We start from the raw sequence: 18,266 nt of genomic DNA, 5'->3' as shown, positions 1-18,266 counted from the left end.
AGCAGTGATACCGCGCCAGTACGCGGATGCAATGCCGAAGGTGGGAGGCTGGCACGGTGACCCGTGCCGGAACTCGTTGGGGCTGCTTCCTTCCGGACCTGACCCGGTTGGCGAGTGGCTCGTCCACCACCAACCTCCCGCCGTGTATATCGTCCGCTCTTGGTGTAAATGCAACTGCAAAGACAGCGTTGGACAGAAATCCGAGGATCACGTTTGACCCATCCGACCTTCCTTCTCGACCGCCGGCTCGATGCCGATGCCTTCTTCGTGCGCCGCCTCGCCCTTTGCCGGATGCTGCTGCTCAACGACCGGCGCTGGCCCTGGCTGCTGCTGGTTCCGGAACGGCCCGGGATCGTCGAGATATTCGATCTTTCCGATGAGGACCGCGCGACTCTCATGGCGGAAACCAATGCGACGGCCCGGATGCTGGCGCGGGAGTTCGCCCCGCAGAAGATCAATTTCGGCAGCCTCGGCAATATCGTCGAGCAGTTCCACATGCACGTCATCGCCCGCAATGGCCGCGATCCGGCCTGGCCGGGCGCGCCCTTCGGCCATCCCGGGCGCGAGCCTTACGAGCCGGAACAGGCCGATGCCATGATCGCACGGCTGGCGGCGGCGGAGCTTGCCTGGTGACGCGTCCCCTTGGCTTTACGGGCAACCGGCTGTTCCGCGACAGCGAAAAGCGCGGCCCTGCCAGCATGCCGGACGCCCTTGCAGACCCGCGCCTGCGCATCTGCCTGCTGGCGGAGCGATCTTTCCTGGTGACCGGTCCGGACGATGCGCCGGACGCCTTCTTCGACCTCGCGGGGGCGCAGGCGCTGGGCGCCGACATGACGGAAGCGGTGCTGCTTGGCCACCACCCGGATGACGGCGTCCCCGTCGTAGCGGCCACGGCCCCGACCCCGCCCGAGGGCGCGTCCGGCGTCCGCGCCATGGACCTGCGCGGGCTAGCCATGGCGGGCGTCCTCAAAAGCGATGAAGAGGGCACGCTCGGGCAGGCGCAGCATCTTCTCTACTGGAACAGGCGGACGCGGCATTGCGGGGTCTGCGGCGGCAAGACCCTGTCGGAGGCCGGAGGCCTGCGCCGCCGCTGCACGGCGTGCGGCGAGATGTTCTTTCCGCGCACCGACCCCGTCGTCATCATGCTGGTCCACGATGGCGCGGACCGCTGCCTGCTCGGCCGTCAGAAGCAGTTCGCGCCCGGCATGTACTCTGCCCTCGCCGGCTTCGTGGAACCGGGCGAGACGCTGGAAGACGCCGTCCGGCGCGAAGTGCTGGAAGAGTCCGGGCTGAACGTCGGCGCGGTGGCCTATCATGCCTCGCAGCCATGGCCGTTTCCCGGCTCGCTGATGATCGGCTGCTTCGGCCGCGCCCTTGGGGATGCGGTGCGCTACGATGCCGACGAACTGGAGGATTGCCGCTGGTTCGACCGGACCGAAGTCCGCGCCATGCTGGCCGGCACGCACCCCGGCGGCCTCGGCGCCCCGAAGCCTTTTGCCATCGCCAGTATTCTCATCCGGGCCTTTGCCGAGGGCAGCGTGCCCGGCTGATCACTCTCCCGGCGCGGTCGGCGGGGTTGCCGGCCTGTCGTCCGAGGCGGGATAGACACCCAGGATCGTCAGCCGCTTGGTAAAGAAGGCAAGCTCCTCGAGCGCATGGGCGACGCCCCGCTCGTCCGGATGCCCCTCGATGTCGGCATAGAACTGCGTGGCCGTGAAGGCCCCGCCGATCTGGTAGCTCTCCAGCTTGGTCATGTTGACGCCATTGGTCGCAAAGCCGCCGAGCGCCTTGTAGAGGGCGGCGGGCAGGTTACGCACCTCGAACAGGAAGGTGGTCACGATCCGGTCGCGCCGTGGCGCCCACAGCGCACGTTCGCTGTGGCCCTTGCGTGACAAAACCACAAATCGCGTCGTGTTGTGCTCGGCGTCCTCGACGTTCTCGGCCAGGATCTGAAGGCCGTAGAGTTCGGCCGCAAGCTTCGGCGCCAGCGCCGCGACATGCGTTTCCTTCATCTGCGACACCATGCGGGCCGCGCCCGCGGTATCGGCGGCGACGATGCCGCGCCAGCCGTTGCGCCGCAGGATGCCGCGGCATTGCCCCAGCGCGTGGATGTGGCTGTACACCTCGCGGATATCCTCCACCCGCGTCCCCGGCTTGGCCATAAGCTGGAAGCGGATGGGCAGGAAGTACTCGCCTACGATCCGCAGGCCCGAGACCGGCAGCAGATGATGGATATCGGCGACACGCCCGGCAATGGTGTTCTCGATGGGGATCATCGCAAGGTCGGCCTCGCCCCGCGTAACCGCGGCGAACGCTTCCTCGAAGGTGTCGCAGGGCAAGGGCTCCATGCCGGGGTACATGTTGCGGCATGCCGTGTCGGAATTGGCGCCCGGCTCCCCCTGGAAGGAGATCCGGTTGGTCTTGGTGCCTGGCAGGTAGAAGGCGCGCGCATCCTCCAGTTGCGCCGCCGTATCCACCCCAAGGGGCACGGCGTCGACGAGCGCGGCGTCGATTCTCAGGCCCGCCTCGAGCGCGCGCAACTGCTCCAGGCTCTCGCGCCGCTCCAGGGCAGACGGGCCCAGGGCCACGAAACGCTCGAGCGCGGCGCGGCGATAGGCGTAGATGCCGACATGGTGGAACAACGGCCCCTGCCCCGTCGGGGCGGTCGCCCGGGTAAAGTAGAGGGCGCGCAACCTGTCCTGTGCGACGGCGCTGCCGACAAGCTTGACGACGCTCGGGTCCTGCGCGTCCGCGCCCCCCTCGAAAGGCACCGCCACCGTGGCGATATCGCAGGCCGGCTCCAGCAGCGGCGACAGGACGGCGCGAATCGTTTCCGGCTCGATCGTGGGCAGGTCGCCCTGGAGGTTCACGATCGTATCGAAACCGCCTTCCGGATCGAACAGGGTCAGCGCCTCGAAGATGCGGTCCGAGCCCGATTGATGCGCGGCCCCTGTCATCACCGCCTGAAATCCGGCCGCCTTCACGGCAAGCGCGATATCGTCGGAATCGGTCGCGATCACCACGGGGCCGACATTGGCCGCGGCGGCACGCTCGGCCACCCGGACGATCATCGGCTTGCCCGCGATATCGGCAAGCGGTTTGCCCGGTAGGCGCGTCGAGGCAAGACGGGCAGGTATCAGAATGACTGGGCGCATCGCTTCAAGACCCTGTGGACGACGACAATCCGGTTGTTTTTGCATCCGCATCGCCGCAGCAATTGCTTGATCGGCGCGGCGGGCAATGTAAGAAGACTTCCAAGCTTGCGGCCCGGCGGTTTCGCGCAAACGCGCTGAGACCGGCGATTCGCAAGCCCAGGGAGCGGTCTACAGGTGTTGCCTTGAAAGGGCAAAAGACATAGCTTCCGCGCGAATTTTAGAACCGTTCGTCGGTGCCGCCGCCGGCTGATGAGGGAGCCGCCCTGTCCATGAATTCTTTTGAGGCCAACAAGATCTTCGGTGCCGTGCTCGGTACTGTGTTCGTTCTGTTTGGCGGCAGCCTTCTTGCCGAAGTCATCTTCCACTCAGAGGCGCCGGAGCGTCCGGGCTTTGCGATCGAGGTGCCGGAAGATACCGGCGCCGCCGCCGAAGCACCCGCTGCGGTGCCCATCGCCGTCCTGATGCAGGATGCCGATGCAGAGGCCGGCGCCGCCGTCTTCAAGCGCTGCCAGGCCTGCCACAGCGGCGAGAAGGGCGGCCCGAACCTCGTCGGCCCCGACCTGTGGGACATCGTCAACCGGCCGATCGCGGTGCATGAAGGCTTCTCCTACTCGGCCGCCATGACCGCCTTCAGCGAGGATCATTCCGTCCATTGGGACTACGAGCACCTGAACGGCTTCCTGCATAATCCGCGCCAGTATGTCAGCGGCACGGCGATGAGCTTCGCGGGCATCAACAATGATGGCGACCGCGCCGATCTGATTGCCTATCTGCGGACGCTGTCGGACAACCCCGCCCCATTGCCTGAAGCGGAAGCCGCACCGGCCGAAGGTGGCGATGCTTCTGCACCGGCCGAGGGTGGCGATGCCGCTGCGCCCGCCGAAGGTGGCAACGCTGCCGCTCCGGCCGAAGGTGGCGATGCTGCCGCGCCGGCCGAAGGTGGCGACGCTGCCGCGCCGGCCGAAGGTGGCGATGCTGCCGCGCCGGCCGAAGGTGGCGATGCTGCAGCGCCGGCCGAAGGTGGCGATGCTGCCGCGCCGGCCGAAGGTGGCGATGCTGCCGCTCCGGCCGAAGGCGAAGCGGCGCCGGATGTGACGGAACCCACCACCACGACCACGCCGGACGGCACCCCGCAGCAGGCTCCGGGCACGACCGACCCTTCCACGGGCGAGCAGGATGCGTCTCCCGCGCCGACCCAGGGTGCCCCCGCCGGCACCGGCTCGCAGTAAGCGCCGGCAAGGGCACGATTCGCGAAAGGCCGGCCAACCGCCGGCCTTTTTTATTGGGCCTATTCTTGCGCCTCCGGCACCGGCGATTAAACTTTCGTCATGATGAGGGTCTGTCCAAACCGCGCCACAAAGCTGGCAGCAGCTTGGGCGTGAGCCTGTAAACGAGATGCGGAGACAGATTTGACCGGACGCGCCGTTGCCCCGACCCTCGCTTTGGTGGTCGCCGCCTTCTCCCTCGCCGCGCCTGTCCGGGCGCAGGAGCCCGCCGCCGACGCGTGGCGCGAATGGTCCAGCATCATCGAGCCGTCCAAATACGGCGACGACTTCACCCGCTACGATTACGTCAACCCGGACGCGCCCAAGGGCGGCACCCTGAATCTTGCCGGCTCGGGAAGCTTCGACAGCTTCAACCCGTTCGTGCTGCGGGGTACGGCGGCGGCCGGCTTCGCGGCCTTCGGCGGCGGCCTTGCCTACGATACGCTGATGGACCAGGCGCTGGACGAGCCAGGCGTCAGCCATGGGCTGATCGCCGAGGCGATGCGCTATCCGGCCGACTATTCCTCCGTCAGCTTCCGGCTGGACCCGGATGCCCGCTGGCACGATGGCCAGCCGATCACCGTCGACGACGTGATCTGGAGTTTCCAGACGGTTACCCGCCTGTACCCGCTCTATGCCAACTACTATCACAACGTCACCTCGGTCGAGGAAACGGGCGAGCGCGAAGTCACATTCCGCTTCGACCAGACCGGCAACCGCGAGTTACCCAATATCATGGGCGACCTCGTCGTGCTGCCCCAGCACTACTGGGAAGGCACCGATGCGCGGGGCAACAAGCGCAATATCGAAGAGCCGACGCTGGAGCCGCCGCTCGGCTCGGGCCCCTACCGCGTCGCCAGCTTCGACACCGGAAACACCATCACCTGGGAAAGAGTGCCGGACTACTGGGCCAAGGATCATCCGACGCGCCTTGGCCGCTACAATTACGACCGCATCCACTACACCTATTTCCGCGATCTCAACGCGGCATGGGAGGCGTTCAAGCGCGGCGGCTTCGCCGATTATCGCGCCGAAAACAGCGCCGGCCGGTGGGCGACGGGCTATGATTTCCCTGCCTTCAAATCCGGCCAGGTCAAGAAGATCGCTCTCCCCACGGAGAGTGCGCAGCCGATGCAAGCTTATGTGCTGAACACGCGCCGCGAAAAGTTTTCCGATCCGCGCGTGCGCCACGCGCTTCTGCTGGCCTTCAACTTCGAGGAGATGAACCGCACCCTCTTCCATGGCCAGTACAAGCGGACCGTCAGCTTCTTCCAGAATACGGAGCTGGCCGCCACCGGGCTGCCCGGCGAAGACGAACTGGCCGTGCTGGAGCCCCTGCGCGACAAGCTGCCGCCGGAGGTCTTCACTAAAGGATACGCATTGCCCGATTATTCCGCGCCGAACGCGGAGCGCACCTATCTGCGCGAAGCCTTCGACCTGCTGCGCGACGCAGGGTACGAGCGGCGTGGGAGCGACCTTGTCAATGCCGCTACAGGGGAAGTGCTGAGCATCGAGTTTCTGGGAGACGATCCCAATGACAGCCGCATCCTCGAGCCGTATGCCAATCAGCTGCGCCGACTGGGCATCCGTGCCACGGTGCGGATCGTCGATGCCTCGCAGTATCAGGCACTGGTGGACGAGTTCAATTTCGACGTCGTGACCGGGCAGTTCCAGCAATCCCTATCGCCCGGCAACGAGCAGCGCGATTTCTGGAGCAGCGCCGCCGCGTCGCAGCACGGCAGCCGCAACCTGGCCGGCATCCGCAACGAAGCGGTGGATGCGATCATCGACAAGATCGTCTTCGCGCCGGATCGCGACAGTCTGGTGGCCGCCAGCCGGGCGCTCGACCGCGTGCTGCTGTGGAACTACTACGTGGTCCCGCAATGGCATAATCCCGATATCTGGCTCGCCTATTGGGACAAGCTCCAAATGCCGGAGACGCAGCCATCCTATATCGGCCTGGACCCGTTCTCCTGGTGGGTGCGTGCCGGCGCAACCACCCCGCAGCCGGCGCCATCCGAGGGGCAGCCGCAATGACGGGCGTCTGGCTCAGTCGCCGCCGCTTCGGCCAGATCCTGGCCGGTGCCGCGGGCGCCGCCGCCTTTCCGCGCCTGTCCCTTGGGGACAACCCCGTCGACAAGCCGTTGCACGGCCTCTCGGCCTTCGGCGACCTGAAATATGCCCAGGGTTTCGCAAGCTTCGACTATGCCAACGCGGATGCGCCGGTGGGCGGACGCATGGTGCTCAGTGTGCCATCCTGGCTGTTCAACCAGGCGCCCGATACGTTCGATACCCTCAATACCTTCGTGCTGCAGGGCAACGCCCCGCCCCGCATGGAAAAGCTGTACGATACGCTGATGGTCTCCGCCCTGGACGAGCCGGACTCGATCTACTGCGCCCTGGCGGAATCGGTCACCATGTCCGCCGACGGCAACAGCTTCACCTTCCGTCTTCGGCCGGAGGCACGCTTTTCGACGGGAGAGCCGGTCACCGCGCGGGATGTCGCCTTCACCTACGACCTGATGAAGCGGGAGGGCCATCCCAGCCTGATGATCCTGCTTTCGGAAGTCGACAGCGTGGAAGCCGGTGACGCGCAAACCGTTACGATACGTTTTTCGGGTCGGCAGACCGTGCCGGCAGCGCTGGGCGCCATGTCGGGCATCCCGATTCTCAGCGCCGCCTTCCTGGAAGGAAAGGATTTCACCCGGACGGGAATGCAGGAGATCCCCGGCAGCGGCAATTATCGCGTCGGCCGCTTCGAGCCCGGGCGCTTCATCGAGTATGAGCGGCGCGACGATTACTGGGGCTGGGAGCAACCCTTCGCCAAGGGGCTGGACAACTTCCAGACGCTGCGCATCGAGTTCTTCCGCGACAGGCAGGCGGCGCTGCAGGCCTTCAAGAAGGGCGATATCACCTGCCGGCAGGAGTTCACCACCAAAGCCTGGGCCACGGAATACGACATTCCCGCCGTGGCCGACGGGCGGATCGTGAAGCGCGAGTTTCCCACCGACAAGCGGCCGAAATTCCAGTGCTGGGCCTTCAACCAGCGCCGCGCCCAGTTTGCCGATCCGCGCGTGCGCCGGGCCATCAATCTGTGCTTCGACTTCGAATGGACGAACGCCAATCTGATGTTCGGCCTGCGCACCCATTCCAATTCCTGTTTCCAGGGGTCGGAGTTCGTGGCTACCGGCGTACCCGGCCCCGATGAGCTGGCGTTCCTGGAGCCGCTGCGCGCCGACCTGCCGCCGGAGGTGTTCGGCGAGGTCTGGGTGCAGCCCGTATCGGACGGCAGCGGCTTCGACCGCACCATGCTGCGCGAAGCCAGCAAGCTGATTGCCGATGCCGGCTTCCGGCGCGACGGTGACAGGCTCGTCAACGCGGAAGGCGTCGTGCTGGCCGTGGAATACATGATCAACGATCCGGAACAGACCCGCGTCTACGGCAAGATGATCGAGAACATGCGCCGCGTCGGCATCCGCGCCGATTTCCGGCTGGTGGACGCCGCCCAGTATCAGGCACGGCAGAACCGCTTCGAGTTCGACATGATGCTGTCGGCCTTCTCGCTGGGCGCGACGCCGACGCCGGAGAGCCTGCGCATCTTCTTCGGCAGCGGCATGAAGGACGCGCAAGGTGGCTACAACTTCCCCGGCATGGCCAGCCCGGCGGTGGATGCGCTGATCGAGCGCACGGGCACGCCCAAAAGCCGGGACGAGCTCGTCACCATCATGCGCTGCATCGACCGCGTGCTGCGGGCCCGGCTGGACTGGGTCCCCAACATCACGTCCGACGTCAACCACATGGCCTATTGGGATATGTTCGGAATGAAGGACGAAAAGCCCGATTACGGCTTCCCGGTGGAATCCCTCTGGTGGTACGAAGAGGACAAAGCCCGCGCCATCGGCCGGGCCTGACCCGCCATGACCGGCCCGGCCGTCGTCGCCGCCCACCCGAACCGGAGTTGAGAAGCAGCCGATATGGGCGCCTATATCCTACGCCGCTTGTTGCTGATGATCCCGACCTTGTTCGGCATCATGGCCATTTCCTTCATCGTCATCCAGTTCGCGCCAGGCGGACCGGTAGAGCAGGTCATCGCGACCTTGCAGGGCCAGGCAGGCGACCGCCTGTCGGGTGGTGGCGCGGGCGAAACACAGTACCAGCCCAGCACGGACAGTTCCGGCTATCGCGGCGCGCAGGGGCTGGACCCGGCCTTCATCGCCAAGCTCGAGCAGCAATTCGGTTTCGACAAGCCGCCGCTGGAACGCTTCGGCCTGATGATCTGGAATTTCGTCCGCTTCGATTTCGGTGAGAGCTATTTCCGGTCGGTCAGCGTCATCGACCTCATCAAGGAAAAGATGCCCGTTTCCATTTCGCTCGGGCTGTGGATCACCCTGATCTCCTATGGCATCTCCATTCCGCTGGGCATTCGCAAGGCCCTGAAGGACGGCACGAGCTTCGACGTCTGGACGTCGGCCATCGTCATCGTGGCCTATGCCATACCGGGATTCCTGTTCGCCGTGCTTCTGATCGTGCTTTTTGCCGGCGGATCGTTCCTGGACTGGTTCCCGCTGCGGGGCCTCGTCTCCGACAACTGGGAGCAACTGTCCTGGCCGGAGCGGATCGTCGACTATTTCTGGCACCTGACCCTGCCGTTGATCGCGCTGTCCCTTTCAGCCTTCGCCACCACGACGCTGCTGACCAAGAATTCCTTCCTGGACGAAATCCGCAAGCAATATGTGACGACGGCGCGGGCCAAGGGGCTCACCGACCGCAAGGTGCTGTATGGCCATGTCTTCCGGAACGCGATGCTGATCATCGTCGCCGGATTTCCCGGTGCCTTCATCTCGGCCTTCTTCACCGGTTCGCTGCTGATCGAGACGATCTTCTCGCTCGACGGGCTGGGCCTGCTCGGCTTCGAAAGCATCTATCGGCGCGATTATCCGGTGGTCTTCGCGACGCTCTATATCTTCTCGCTGATCGGCCTCGTCGCGACGCTGGTGTCCGACCTTTGCTACACATGGATCGACCCGAGGATCGACTTCGAAAGGCGCGACGTATGAGCGTGGATTCCCTGGAACCCGCGGCCACCCGCGCCGGCGCCGACGCGGCCGGGATCGCGCAGGTCGCCCCGCCCGCCGCGGCGCGCCGTCTACGGCTGTCGCCGCTCAACCGCCGCCGCTGGCAGAACTTCAAGGCCAACCGGCGCGGCACATGGTCCCTCTGGATTTTCCTCGTGCTGTTCGTCGTCACGCTGTTCGCCGAGTTCGTGGCCAACGACAAGCCGATCCTCATCCAGTATCGGGGCGAGTATTATGCGCCGATCTTCGTCGACTATCCGGAGGAGGTCTTCGGCGGCTTCCTGCCGGTCACCAATTACCGTGACCCCTTCATCCAGGACGAGATCACCCAGAACGGGTGGGCGATCTGGCCGCCGATCCGCTATTCCTACCGCACCGTCAACAACGAGGTGCCGACACCCGCGCCCTCCGCGCCATCCTGGACGATGTCCGTCGAGGAGCGCTGCCAGCGCTATCCGGAGGGCGCGGCCGACATCAACTGCAATTTCGGCAACATGAACTGGCTCGGCACCGACGACCAGGCGCGCGACGTGCTGGCGCGGCTGATCTACGGATTCCGGATCTCGGTGCTGTTCGGGCTGGTGCTGACCGTCGCCTCCGCCGTGATCGGCGTTTCGGCCGGCGCGGTGCAGGGCTATTTCGGCGGCTGGGTGGACCTGATCTTCCAGCGCTTCATCGAAATCTGGTCCTCCATCCCGGTGCTATATCTTCTGCTCATCGTGGCCGCGATCCTGCCTCCGGGCTTCTGGATATTGCTCGGCATCATGCTGTTGTTTTCATGGGTAGCCTTCGTGGGTGTGGTGCGCGCCGAATTTCTGCGTGCCCGCAACTTCGAATATGTGAACGCCGCGCGGGCGCTGGGCGTCAAGGATGGCACGATCATCATGCGCCACCTTCTGCCCAACGCCATGGTGGCGACGCTGACCTTCCTTCCCTTCATCCTCAACGGCTCCATCACCACGCTGACGTCGCTCGACTTCCTCGGCTTCGGCCTGCCGCCCGGCTCCCCGTCGCTGGGTGAGTTGCTGGCACAGGGACGCAACAACCTCCAGGCACCGTGGCTCGGCATTTCCGGCTTCGTCGTCCTGTCGCTGATGCTGTCGCTCCTTGTTTTCGTGGGCGAGGCCGTGCGCGATGCCTTCGATCCGCGCAAGAGCTTCCAATGAAAGGCGCCGAGCCCATGACAGAGACCGCAGACCGGCCGCTGCTGGACGTGCGCAACCTATCGGTCGCCTTCGGCCGCACGCTTGCCGTCGACGATGTGTCCTTTTCCATCGCGCCGGGCGAGACCCTGGCGCTGGTGGGCGAGTCGGGCTCCGGCAAATCGGTTTCGGCGCTGTCGGTCCTGAAGCTCCTTCCCTATCCGTCCGCCAGCCATCCCGGCGGTGTTGTCCTGTATGACGGGCAGGATCTGCTGCGGGCCGACGACAAGGTGTTGCGCGGCATTCGCGGCAACCGCATCTCGATGATCTTCCAGGAGCCGATGAGCTCGCTCAACCCGCTCCACACGATCGAGAAGCAGGTAAGCGAGATCATGAAGGTGCATCGCGGACTGACCGACCGTCAGGCGCGCGAACGCACGCTCGAGCTTCTGCACCAGGTCGGCATCCGCGACCCGGAGAAGCGGCTGAACGCCTATCCGCATCAATTGTCGGGCGGGCAGCGCCAGCGCGTCATGATTGCGATGGCGCTCGCCAACGAGCCCGACCTCCTCATCGCGGACGAGCCGACCACCGCGCTCGACGTGACGGTGCAGGCGCAGATCCTGGAGCTTTTGAAGACGCTGCAGGCGGAACGCGGCATGGCCATGCTGTTCATCACTCATGACCTCGGCATCGTGCGCCGCATCGCCGACCGGGTCTGCGTGATGTTCAAGGGCAAGCTGGTCGAGGAAGGCCGGACCGAAGAGATCTTCGCCCATCCGCGTCATTCCTATACCAAGCATCTCCTGGCCGCGGAGCCCAAGGGCCGCCCGCCCGCCGCCAACGAGAACGCCTCGCTGGTGATGGAAGGGCGCGACGTACGGGTCTGGTTTCCCGTCCGCACCGGCCTGATGCGCCGGGTCAGCGACCATGTGAAGGCGGTGGACGGCGTCGACGTGGCGGTGCGCGCCGGGCAGACGGTGGGCATCGTCGGGGAGTCGGGCTCCGGCAAGACGACGCTGGGCCTCGCCCTGACGCGGATGATTGCGTCCAAAGGCGAAATCCTGTTCGAGGGCGAGCGCATCGACCAGCGCTCCTTCGCCGAAATGCGGTCCCTGCGCAAACGGATCCAGATCGTCTTCCAGGATCCCTATGGATCGCTCTCGCCGCGCATGCCGGTGGCCGAGATCGTGGCGGAAGGCTTGTCCATCCACGCATCGGAGCTTTCGGCGGAGGCGCGGGAGGCGCGTGTGGTCTCGGCCCTGCGCGAGGTTGGGCTGGACCCGGAAACGCGCTTTCGCTACCCGCACGAATTCTCCGGCGGGCAACGCCAGCGCATCGCCATCGCGCGTGCCATGGTTCTGAACCCCCGGTTCGTCATGCTCGACGAGCCGACATCGGCCCTCGACATGAGCGTGCAGGCCCAGGTGGTAGACCTGTTGCGCGATCTGCAGAAGAAGCACGACCTTGCCTATCTGTTCATCAGCCACGACCTCAAGGTCGTGCGCGCGCTGGCCAACCACATCATCGTCATGCGTAACGGCAAGGTGGTCGAGTCCGGCCCGGCGGAAGACGTGTTCGAACGGCCCCGCACCGATTATACGAAAGCGCTGATGGCGGCGGCCTTCGACGTCAAGGCCATAGCGGCCGGTGGAGTATCGCAATGAGCGCATCCGAGCGCCGTCGTCTGGCGGACCAGCCGTTGGATTTTACCGTAACGGCCGAGGAACGGCTGGTGGACGGCTTCCGCCCGCTGGACCGCCTCTTCGTCTCGCATGCCAGCCTGGACGGGACGCGGCGCTTCGAAGGCGTGCGGCGCGAAGTCCTGCGCGCGCGGGAAGCGGCGATCGTTCTTCCCTACGATCCCAACACCGACGAAATCGTCGTCATCCGTCAGTTCCGCATCGGTGCGGCGCTGAAGACCCCCAACGCAGCAGCCCTGGAGCTGCCCGCCGGGCTTCTCGACGGCGACGAAAAGCCAACCGTCGCGGCAGTGCGGGAACTGCGCGAGGAAACCGGGCTCGAAGCGCTGGCGACGGCCAGGCTGTTCTCGCTTCTCACCTCGCCCGGCCTCTGCGACGAGATTGCCCACTACTTCATGTGCATTGTCGACACGCGGTTGCTGCCGCCGATGGCGGGCCTTGCCGACGAGCATGAGGACATCATCCCCATCGCCGCGCCGGCGGAGGCGCTGATCGCTGCCATGGACGAAGGCTTCATCGCCAACAACCTGCTCGTTACCGCCCTCAACTGGTTCGACAGGAAGGGCCGGCCCGTTGCCCGCATGCTGTCCGACAGCATCGAAACACCGGCCTGACGCGTAGTTCCAGGGGACATGCCATGACCATCCTGATCTCATCCACCGGAGAATCGCCGGAGCTCTGGCGCGACGCCCTGGCCACCCGCCTGCCGGACGAAACAATCGTCCTGTCGCCGGACGAGGACGAGGCGTCGCGCATCGACTACGCCGTCGTCTGGCAACAGCCCCGGGGTGTGCTGTCCCGCCTGCCCGCGCTGAAGGCGATCTTCTCGCTGGGCGCGGGTGTGGATCACGTCCTGTCCGACCCGACCCTGCCGGATGTGCCCGTGGTTCGGATCGTCGCCGAGGATCTGACCAACCGCATGAGCGAGTATGTCGTCTGGCGTGTACTCGATCATATGCGGCAGGGCCGGCTCTATCGCGAGCAGCAGGCGGCCGCGCTGTGGCGCGACCGGTCGCAGCCCGCCGCCGCTTCCGTATCGGTCGGCATACTGGGCCTCGGCGAACTCGGGCGCGACGCCGGCCGCAAGCTGGGGGCGCTCGGCTTCAAGGTGCTGGGCTGGAGCCGCACGCAGCGCACCCTCGATGGCATCGAAACCCATAGCGGCCGCGACGGCCTCATGGCATGCCTTGGGGCCTGTGACATCGTCGTCGTGCTGCTGCCGCTGACCGGCGAGACGCGTGGCCTGATCGACGACAGCTTTCTGTCGGCGCTAAAACAGCGGACGCCCCTCGGCGGCCCGGTGTTGATCAATGCCGGGCGCGGCGGGCTGCAAAGCGACGATGCGATCCTGCGTGCATTGAACGACGGACGCCTGATGGAAGCCTCGCTCGACGTGTTCGAGCAAGAGCCCCTGCCCGCCAGCAGCGCCCTGTGGGCGCACCCCCGCGTCTTCGTGACGCCGCACATCGCCGCATCGTCAGACCCGACGGCGCTGTCGGCGCTCATCGCCCGACAGATCCTGCGTCACAAGGCCGGGGAATCTCTCGTCGGCGTCGTCGACCGCTCGGCCGGCTACTGACCGCCGGCATGGTTTTCGGCTAGGGTTGCCGGCGGCGGGGCAGCGATGGGGTGTTGAAGGCAATGCGGCAGATGAGATGGATCGCCCATGCTGGCGCTGGTTGTGCCTGCTGCCGGCACGGGCGCGGCTCGCGCCGAAGATCCGCAGCCCGACTGGGCGCTGCAGGTGACGCCCTATATCTGGGCGGCTGGCCTGAAGGGCGATATCTCGCCCTTTCGCCGGGCACCGACCATCGGCATCGAGAAATCCTTTTCCGACGTGCTGGAAGACCTGAACGTCGCGGCCTTCCTGAATGTCTACGGGCGCTACGACCGCTTCGTCGCGGTCGGCGACCTGCTCTATGTCGATACCACCGACGCGCGGCAGGTCGGCAGTCTGCCGGTGATCGGGCAGGTTCCGACAATCGACGTCTCCGTCGGCTCTCGCCAGTTCTCCGGCACCTTGATGGGCGGCTATCAGCTCTATGCCACGCCGGACGTCAACTTTGCGCTTCTGGCGGGCATTCGGGCCTGGGATATCTCCAATGCCGTGCGCGTGGTCACACCCATTGGCGCGGCCTCCTATGAGGAAAGCTTTTCCTGGGTAGACCCGATCGTCGGCGCCCGCGCCTTCGTCCAGCTGGCGGATCGGCTGTCATTCCAGATCCAGGCCGATGTCGGGGGCTTCGGCGCCGGCGCCGAAAAGACGTGGCAGGCGCTCGGCACGCTCAACTACGAGCTCACGGAGCATGTGTCCGTATCGGCAGGGTACAAGGTGCTGGACGTCGACTACGCGGCGGACGGCCACGTCTTCGACACGACGCTGCAAGGCCCGGCCCTCGGCGTGACCTACCGCTTCTAACCTCGGCCGCTACTCGAACAGGATGGTCGGGGCGGCCGGCGCTGCATGGCCTTCCAACTGGGCAAGCACCTTGGATGCGATGTCGCGGTAGGTGGCGGCCGACACCGAGTCCGGCTCCGTGGCCACGACGGGTCGGCCGGCATCGGAACTTTCCCGGATTCCCATTTCCAGCGGCACTTCGCCAAGGAAGGGAACGCCAAGCCGCGCGGCCTCCTCCCTGGCCCCGCCATGGCCGAAGATGTCGTAGCGACGGCCCGTATCGGGGGCGATGAAGTAGCTCATGTTCTCGACGATGCCGAGCAGCGGCACCTCCACCTTGCGGAACATCGCAAGGCCCTTGCGCGCGTCGATCAAGGCAAGGTCCTGAGGCGTCGACACGATGACCGCCCCGGCCAGCGGAACCTGCTGGGCCATCGTCAACTGGGCATCGCCGGTGCCGGGCGGCATGTCGACGACCAGAATGTCCAGCGGCGCCCATTCCACCTCCCGCAGCAGCTGGGTCAGGGCCGACATGACCATCGGCCCGCGCCAGATCATCGGGGTGTCTTCTTCCACCAGATAGCCCATGGACATGGTCTTGAGCCCATAGGCTTCCATCGGAAGCAATGCCCGGCCGCCGACTGTCTGCGGCTTGCCCTTCAATCCCATCAGGCGCGGCACCGATGGGCCGTAGATATCGGCGTCCAGCAGGCCCACCCGCTTCCCGGCGGCCGCCAGCCCGAGGGCCAGATTGACCGCGGTGGTGGATTTGCCGACGCCGCCTTTGCCGGATGCGACGGCGATGATCTGCCCGATGCCCGGAACACCCGGTTTACCGCCGCCGCCACGGGGCGCGCCGCCATGACCGTGGCCGTGGCCGTGACCATGGGCTGGCGGCTGCGCCGAAGGACGCGCCGGGGCGGGCTGCGAGCCGCCGCCGCTGCGCTCCGCCGTCAAGGCCACCATCGCCGAGGAGACACCCTCAAGCGCGGTCACCCGCCGCTCGATCTCCTGGCGCATCGGCTCGAATCGCTCGGCTTCATTGGCTGGCACGGTCAGCGAAAAGAACGCCTTGCCGTCCGCCACGAAGATATCGGACACCATCCCGCGCGAAACGATGTCGGCGCCACCGTCGGGTGCCGGCAGTCTACGGAGCATATCCAGGATCATGTCATTCAAGGCGGCATTCACGAGGCGGCTCTCCAATATGTCTCGAAACGCAGATCCAAGGCTGTAGAGCCTTTGGCGCGCGTTTTCCAACTTATGATCGGCAAAAGAGAAGTTCAGGGGGGACTTCTCCAGAAAATGATATATGACCTTTGCAATCAAGTATGGGAGATCGCGATGGCCGAGTCTGAGGGCGTGTTGCAACCGGTGACCGACGAAACGCGCCGCCAGGCGCGATGCCTTGTCAGGACGGCGCGTCATGCCACGATGGCCAGTCTGGATGCCGGCGATGGCTGGCCGCTGGCAAGCCGGGTCCTGGTTGCGCCCGACATCACAGGAGATCCGGTCATCCTCGTCTCGACGCTGGCGGCCCATGCGGCGGCGCTTGCCGCCGACCCGCGCGCCTGCCTCTTGTTCGGTACGCCGGGAAAGGGCGATCCGTTGGCGCATGCGCGCCTGTCGGCACGCGGCCGCGCCGAGAAGATCGATGCAGGCCATGCAGACTACGCGCGTATCCGCCGCCGGTTTCTGGCGCGGCAGCCCAAGGCGAAGCTCTATGTGGATTTTCCGGATTTCGCCTTCTGGCGAATCGGTCTGTCGAGCGCTTCCCTCAATGCCGGTTTCGGCCGTGCGTATGAGTTGTCACGCGACGATCTGACGGAAGAGGTCGATGCCGGGATCGCCGATGCGGAACCGCGCGTCAGCGGGCACATGAACGAGGATCATGCCGACGCGACGGAACGTATGGTGCACGGGGCCGGCGGCGTCGGCACGGGCTGGCTTATCGGCACCATCGACCGCCACGGCTTCGATTGTGTCCGCGCCGACGATGTCTGCCGCATCGAATTCGACCGGCAGATCGCCTCCGGCAAAGACTACCACATGGCCTTCGTGGAGCTTGCGCGCCGGGCCAAAAGCAATGCGGCGCCCGAAGGCGCCGCATGACCATGTCGGGAAACAGGCAGCCGGATCAGCGGTAGCCGGCCGGGCAGCTGGCCACGTAGCGCTGGCCGCGTCCATCGCGGTAGACGCATTCACCGGGGCGGCTGGTGGCCGCGCCGACGAGGGCGCCCCCCGCCGCGCCGAGCGCACCGCCGATCAACGCGCCCTGCACGTCGCCGCCGACGGCGGCGCCGATGGCAGCTCCACCGAGACCGCCAACTGCGGCAGGCGCGACGATATCCTGGTTCGGCGTCTGGCAGCCCGCCAATGCCAGCAGTGCGGCGGAAACGCCGAGTACAACGAATTTCTTCATGGTGAATTGCCTCTTGAGCTTCGTCCCCGGGGCACTTCTGTCACGATTCCGTGGCAGGATGAAGGTGCCGGCAAGCCCGTTCACACAGCTTTGCGCTGCTCGATCACATCGAAATGCGCATCGGGAATGCGCAGGTGGTATCGAAGCCCTTCCGGCTGGTAGCTCAGCTCGGCTTCCCCTCCGACGGAATTGGGGACGATTCGCTCCAGCGTCGAGGTGCCGAACCGCGTGTCGCTTCGCTCGCCCACATGCGGCCCGTTCATTTCCTGCCAATGCAGGACCATATGGCGCGCATCCTGATCCTGTGCGACGTCCACCCTTATCTCCACGATCCCGCCATGGACGGACAGGGACCCGTAGGAGGCCGCATTCACGGCAAGCTCGTGCAGGGCAAGCCCGACATGCAGCGCGGCCGTTGGCGACAGATAGATTTCCGGGCCGGCCAGGTGGACCTGGCGCATACCCTCCGGTGCATACCGCTCGACCTGGGTGGCCACCAGCATCGACAGGCCGGCGCCGCGCCAATCCGCGTCGGTCACGATATCCTGCGAGGCCGACAATGACTGGATGCGACCGCGAAACCGCACCAGGAATTCCGGCACGGTGATCGAGTGGCGCGCCGTCTGGCTGGCCAGGCTCTGGATGATGGCCAGAAGGTTCTTGGACCGGTGTGAAAGCTCGCGAAGAAGGGTTTTCAGCGTATCTTCACGCCGCTTCTGCTCGGTGATTTCGAGCGACGTCCCGACAAGGCCGATCATCGCTCCCGTATCGTCCCGGTCCACGTCCACCCGCACGTCGAACCAGCGATGCTGCTCCGCATCGGCGATCTGCAACTCGAACCGTGCCGGCTGGCCGGTTTCCAGGACCGTACGTTTGATGGCATCGCAACGTTCGGCGGCGGACGCCGGCAGGAAATCGGAATCGCGCAGCCCGTTTGCCGCGGACGCCAGCCAGGAACCGTCGGCGTTGAAGAGCCACAGATAGCGCATGTCGAGATCCTGCGCGAACAGCGCCATCTCGGTATTCTTCAACGCGCGAAGGGCCTTGTAAGCGACCATCCTAGCCCCGTTCGAAACTGCGACGGGTCACCGAACGTAAAGCGACGC

General features: G+C 65.7%; 15 protein-coding genes, 1 other RNA gene and 2 pseudogenes. 12 read left to right on the top strand and 6 right to left on the bottom strand.

Annotation, left to right across the window (positions count from 1 at the left end):
* Positions 1–40 precede the first annotated feature (40 nt).
* Positions 41–138: signal recognition particle sRNA small type (gene ffs, locus IGS74_RS07765), an RNA gene on the bottom strand.
* Positions 139–213: 75 nt separating this feature from the next.
* Between ffs and IGS74_RS07760 the strand changes: the two genes are divergently transcribed.
* A complete protein-coding gene (locus tag IGS74_RS07760; RefSeq protein ID WP_039188957.1) occupies positions 214–633 on the top strand; it encodes an HIT family protein in 420 nt (139 codons plus the stop codon).
* Positions 630–1,550 carry an NAD(+) diphosphatase gene (gene nudC / locus IGS74_RS07755; protein ID WP_246723070.1) on the top strand — a complete coding sequence of 307 codons (921 nt, stop codon included), beginning with the start codon at positions 630–632 and terminating at the stop codon, positions 1,548–1,550. The genes IGS74_RS07760 and nudC overlap by 4 nt, the downstream gene beginning before the upstream one ends.
* Here nudC and IGS74_RS20260 read toward each other — a convergent pair whose 3' ends face one another.
* Both IGS74_RS20260 and IGS74_RS20255 read right to left on the bottom strand, forming a co-directional pair.
* Positions 1,551–2,435 carry a prephenate dehydratase gene (locus IGS74_RS20260; protein ID WP_246723129.1) on the bottom strand — a complete coding sequence of 295 codons (885 nt, stop codon included), beginning with the start codon at positions 2,433–2,435 and terminating at the stop codon, positions 1,551–1,553. It lies immediately after the preceding gene.
* Between the two features lie 12 nt (positions 2,436–2,447).
* Positions 2,448–3,155 (bottom strand): annotated as a pseudogene (locus tag IGS74_RS20255) (3-deoxy-manno-octulosonate cytidylyltransferase); the annotation flags it as partial.
* A gap of 269 nt (positions 3,156–3,424) precedes the next feature.
* Between IGS74_RS20255 and IGS74_RS07745 the strand changes: the two are divergent.
* From IGS74_RS07745 to IGS74_RS07705, 9 genes and pseudogenes are all read left to right on the top strand, one after another.
* A pseudogene (locus tag IGS74_RS07745) lies at positions 3,425–4,150 on the top strand (c-type cytochrome); the annotation flags it as partial.
* A 414-nt stretch (positions 4,151–4,564) separates the two neighbouring features.
* Entirely contained in the window at positions 4,565–6,457 is a 1,893-nt protein-coding gene (locus IGS74_RS07740; RefSeq protein ID WP_192390489.1) for an extracellular solute-binding protein, read from the top strand.
* The gene (locus tag IGS74_RS07735) at positions 6,454–8,331 is read left to right on the top strand and encodes an extracellular solute-binding protein (RefSeq protein ID WP_192390488.1); all 1,878 of its coding nucleotides are present in this window, start codon (positions 6,454–6,456) and stop codon (positions 8,329–8,331) included. Before IGS74_RS07740 ends, IGS74_RS07735 begins: the two co-directional genes overlap by 4 nt.
* A gap of 63 nt (positions 8,332–8,394) precedes the next feature.
* Positions 8,395–9,477: a microcin C ABC transporter permease YejB gene (locus tag IGS74_RS07730; RefSeq protein ID WP_192390487.1), complete on the top strand. Its 1,083-nt coding sequence runs from the start codon at positions 8,395–8,397 to the stop codon at positions 9,475–9,477.
* The gene (locus IGS74_RS07725) at positions 9,474–10,661 is read left to right on the top strand and encodes an ABC transporter permease (RefSeq protein ID WP_192390486.1); all 1,188 of its coding nucleotides are present in this window, start codon (positions 9,474–9,476) and stop codon (positions 10,659–10,661) included. The genes IGS74_RS07730 and IGS74_RS07725 overlap by 4 nt, the downstream gene beginning before the upstream one ends.
* A 14-nt stretch (positions 10,662–10,675) precedes the next feature.
* Positions 10,676–12,304, top strand: coding sequence for an ABC transporter ATP-binding protein (locus IGS74_RS07720; protein ID WP_192390485.1), 1,629 nt, complete (start codon positions 10,676–10,678; stop codon positions 12,302–12,304).
* Entirely contained in the window at positions 12,301–12,954 is a 654-nt protein-coding gene (locus tag IGS74_RS07715; protein WP_192390484.1) for an NUDIX domain-containing protein, read from the top strand. The genes IGS74_RS07720 and IGS74_RS07715 overlap by 4 nt, the downstream gene beginning before the upstream one ends.
* Before the next feature lie 23 nt (positions 12,955–12,977).
* Positions 12,978–13,919, top strand: a complete 942-nt coding sequence (locus tag IGS74_RS07710; RefSeq protein ID WP_192390483.1) for a glyoxylate/hydroxypyruvate reductase A — start codon at positions 12,978–12,980, stop codon at positions 13,917–13,919.
* An 87-nt stretch (positions 13,920–14,006) separates the two neighbouring features.
* Positions 14,007–14,759, top strand: coding sequence for a hypothetical protein (locus IGS74_RS07705; RefSeq protein WP_246723064.1), 753 nt, complete (start codon positions 14,007–14,009; stop codon positions 14,757–14,759).
* A 9-nt stretch (positions 14,760–14,768) separates the two neighbouring features.
* Here the strand turns inward: IGS74_RS07705 and IGS74_RS07700 are convergent, their stop codons facing one another.
* Positions 14,769–15,908 (bottom strand): Mrp/NBP35 family ATP-binding protein, encoded by a 1,140-nt coding sequence (locus IGS74_RS07700; protein ID WP_192391543.1) that lies wholly within the window; start codon positions 15,906–15,908, stop codon positions 14,769–14,771.
* A gap of 174 nt (positions 15,909–16,082) precedes the next feature.
* Here IGS74_RS07700 and IGS74_RS07695 point away from each other — a divergent pair, with 174 nt between their 5' ends.
* Entirely contained in the window at positions 16,083–16,850 is a 768-nt protein-coding gene (locus IGS74_RS07695) for a DUF2470 domain-containing protein (RefSeq protein ID WP_192390482.1), read from the top strand.
* A 25-nt stretch (positions 16,851–16,875) separates the two neighbouring features.
* On the opposite strand, the gene IGS74_RS07690 is transcribed toward IGS74_RS07695, so the two are convergent.
* Positions 16,876–17,160, bottom strand: coding sequence for a glycine zipper domain-containing protein (locus IGS74_RS07690; protein ID WP_039190791.1), 285 nt, complete (start codon positions 17,158–17,160; stop codon positions 16,876–16,878).
* An 80-nt stretch (positions 17,161–17,240) separates the two neighbouring features.
* On the bottom strand, positions 17,241–18,218 hold the full coding sequence (locus IGS74_RS07685) for a PAS domain-containing sensor histidine kinase (RefSeq protein WP_192390481.1): 978 nt from the start codon (positions 18,216–18,218) through the stop codon (positions 17,241–17,243).
* Positions 18,219–18,266 lie beyond the last annotated feature (48 nt).

Origin of the sequence: Aureimonas sp. OT7, assembly GCF_014844055.1 — a bacterium.
Lineage (GTDB): Bacteria > Pseudomonadota > Alphaproteobacteria > Rhizobiales > Rhizobiaceae > Aureimonas > Aureimonas altamirensis_A.
This window is presented reverse-complemented; position numbering and strand designations above follow the sequence as displayed.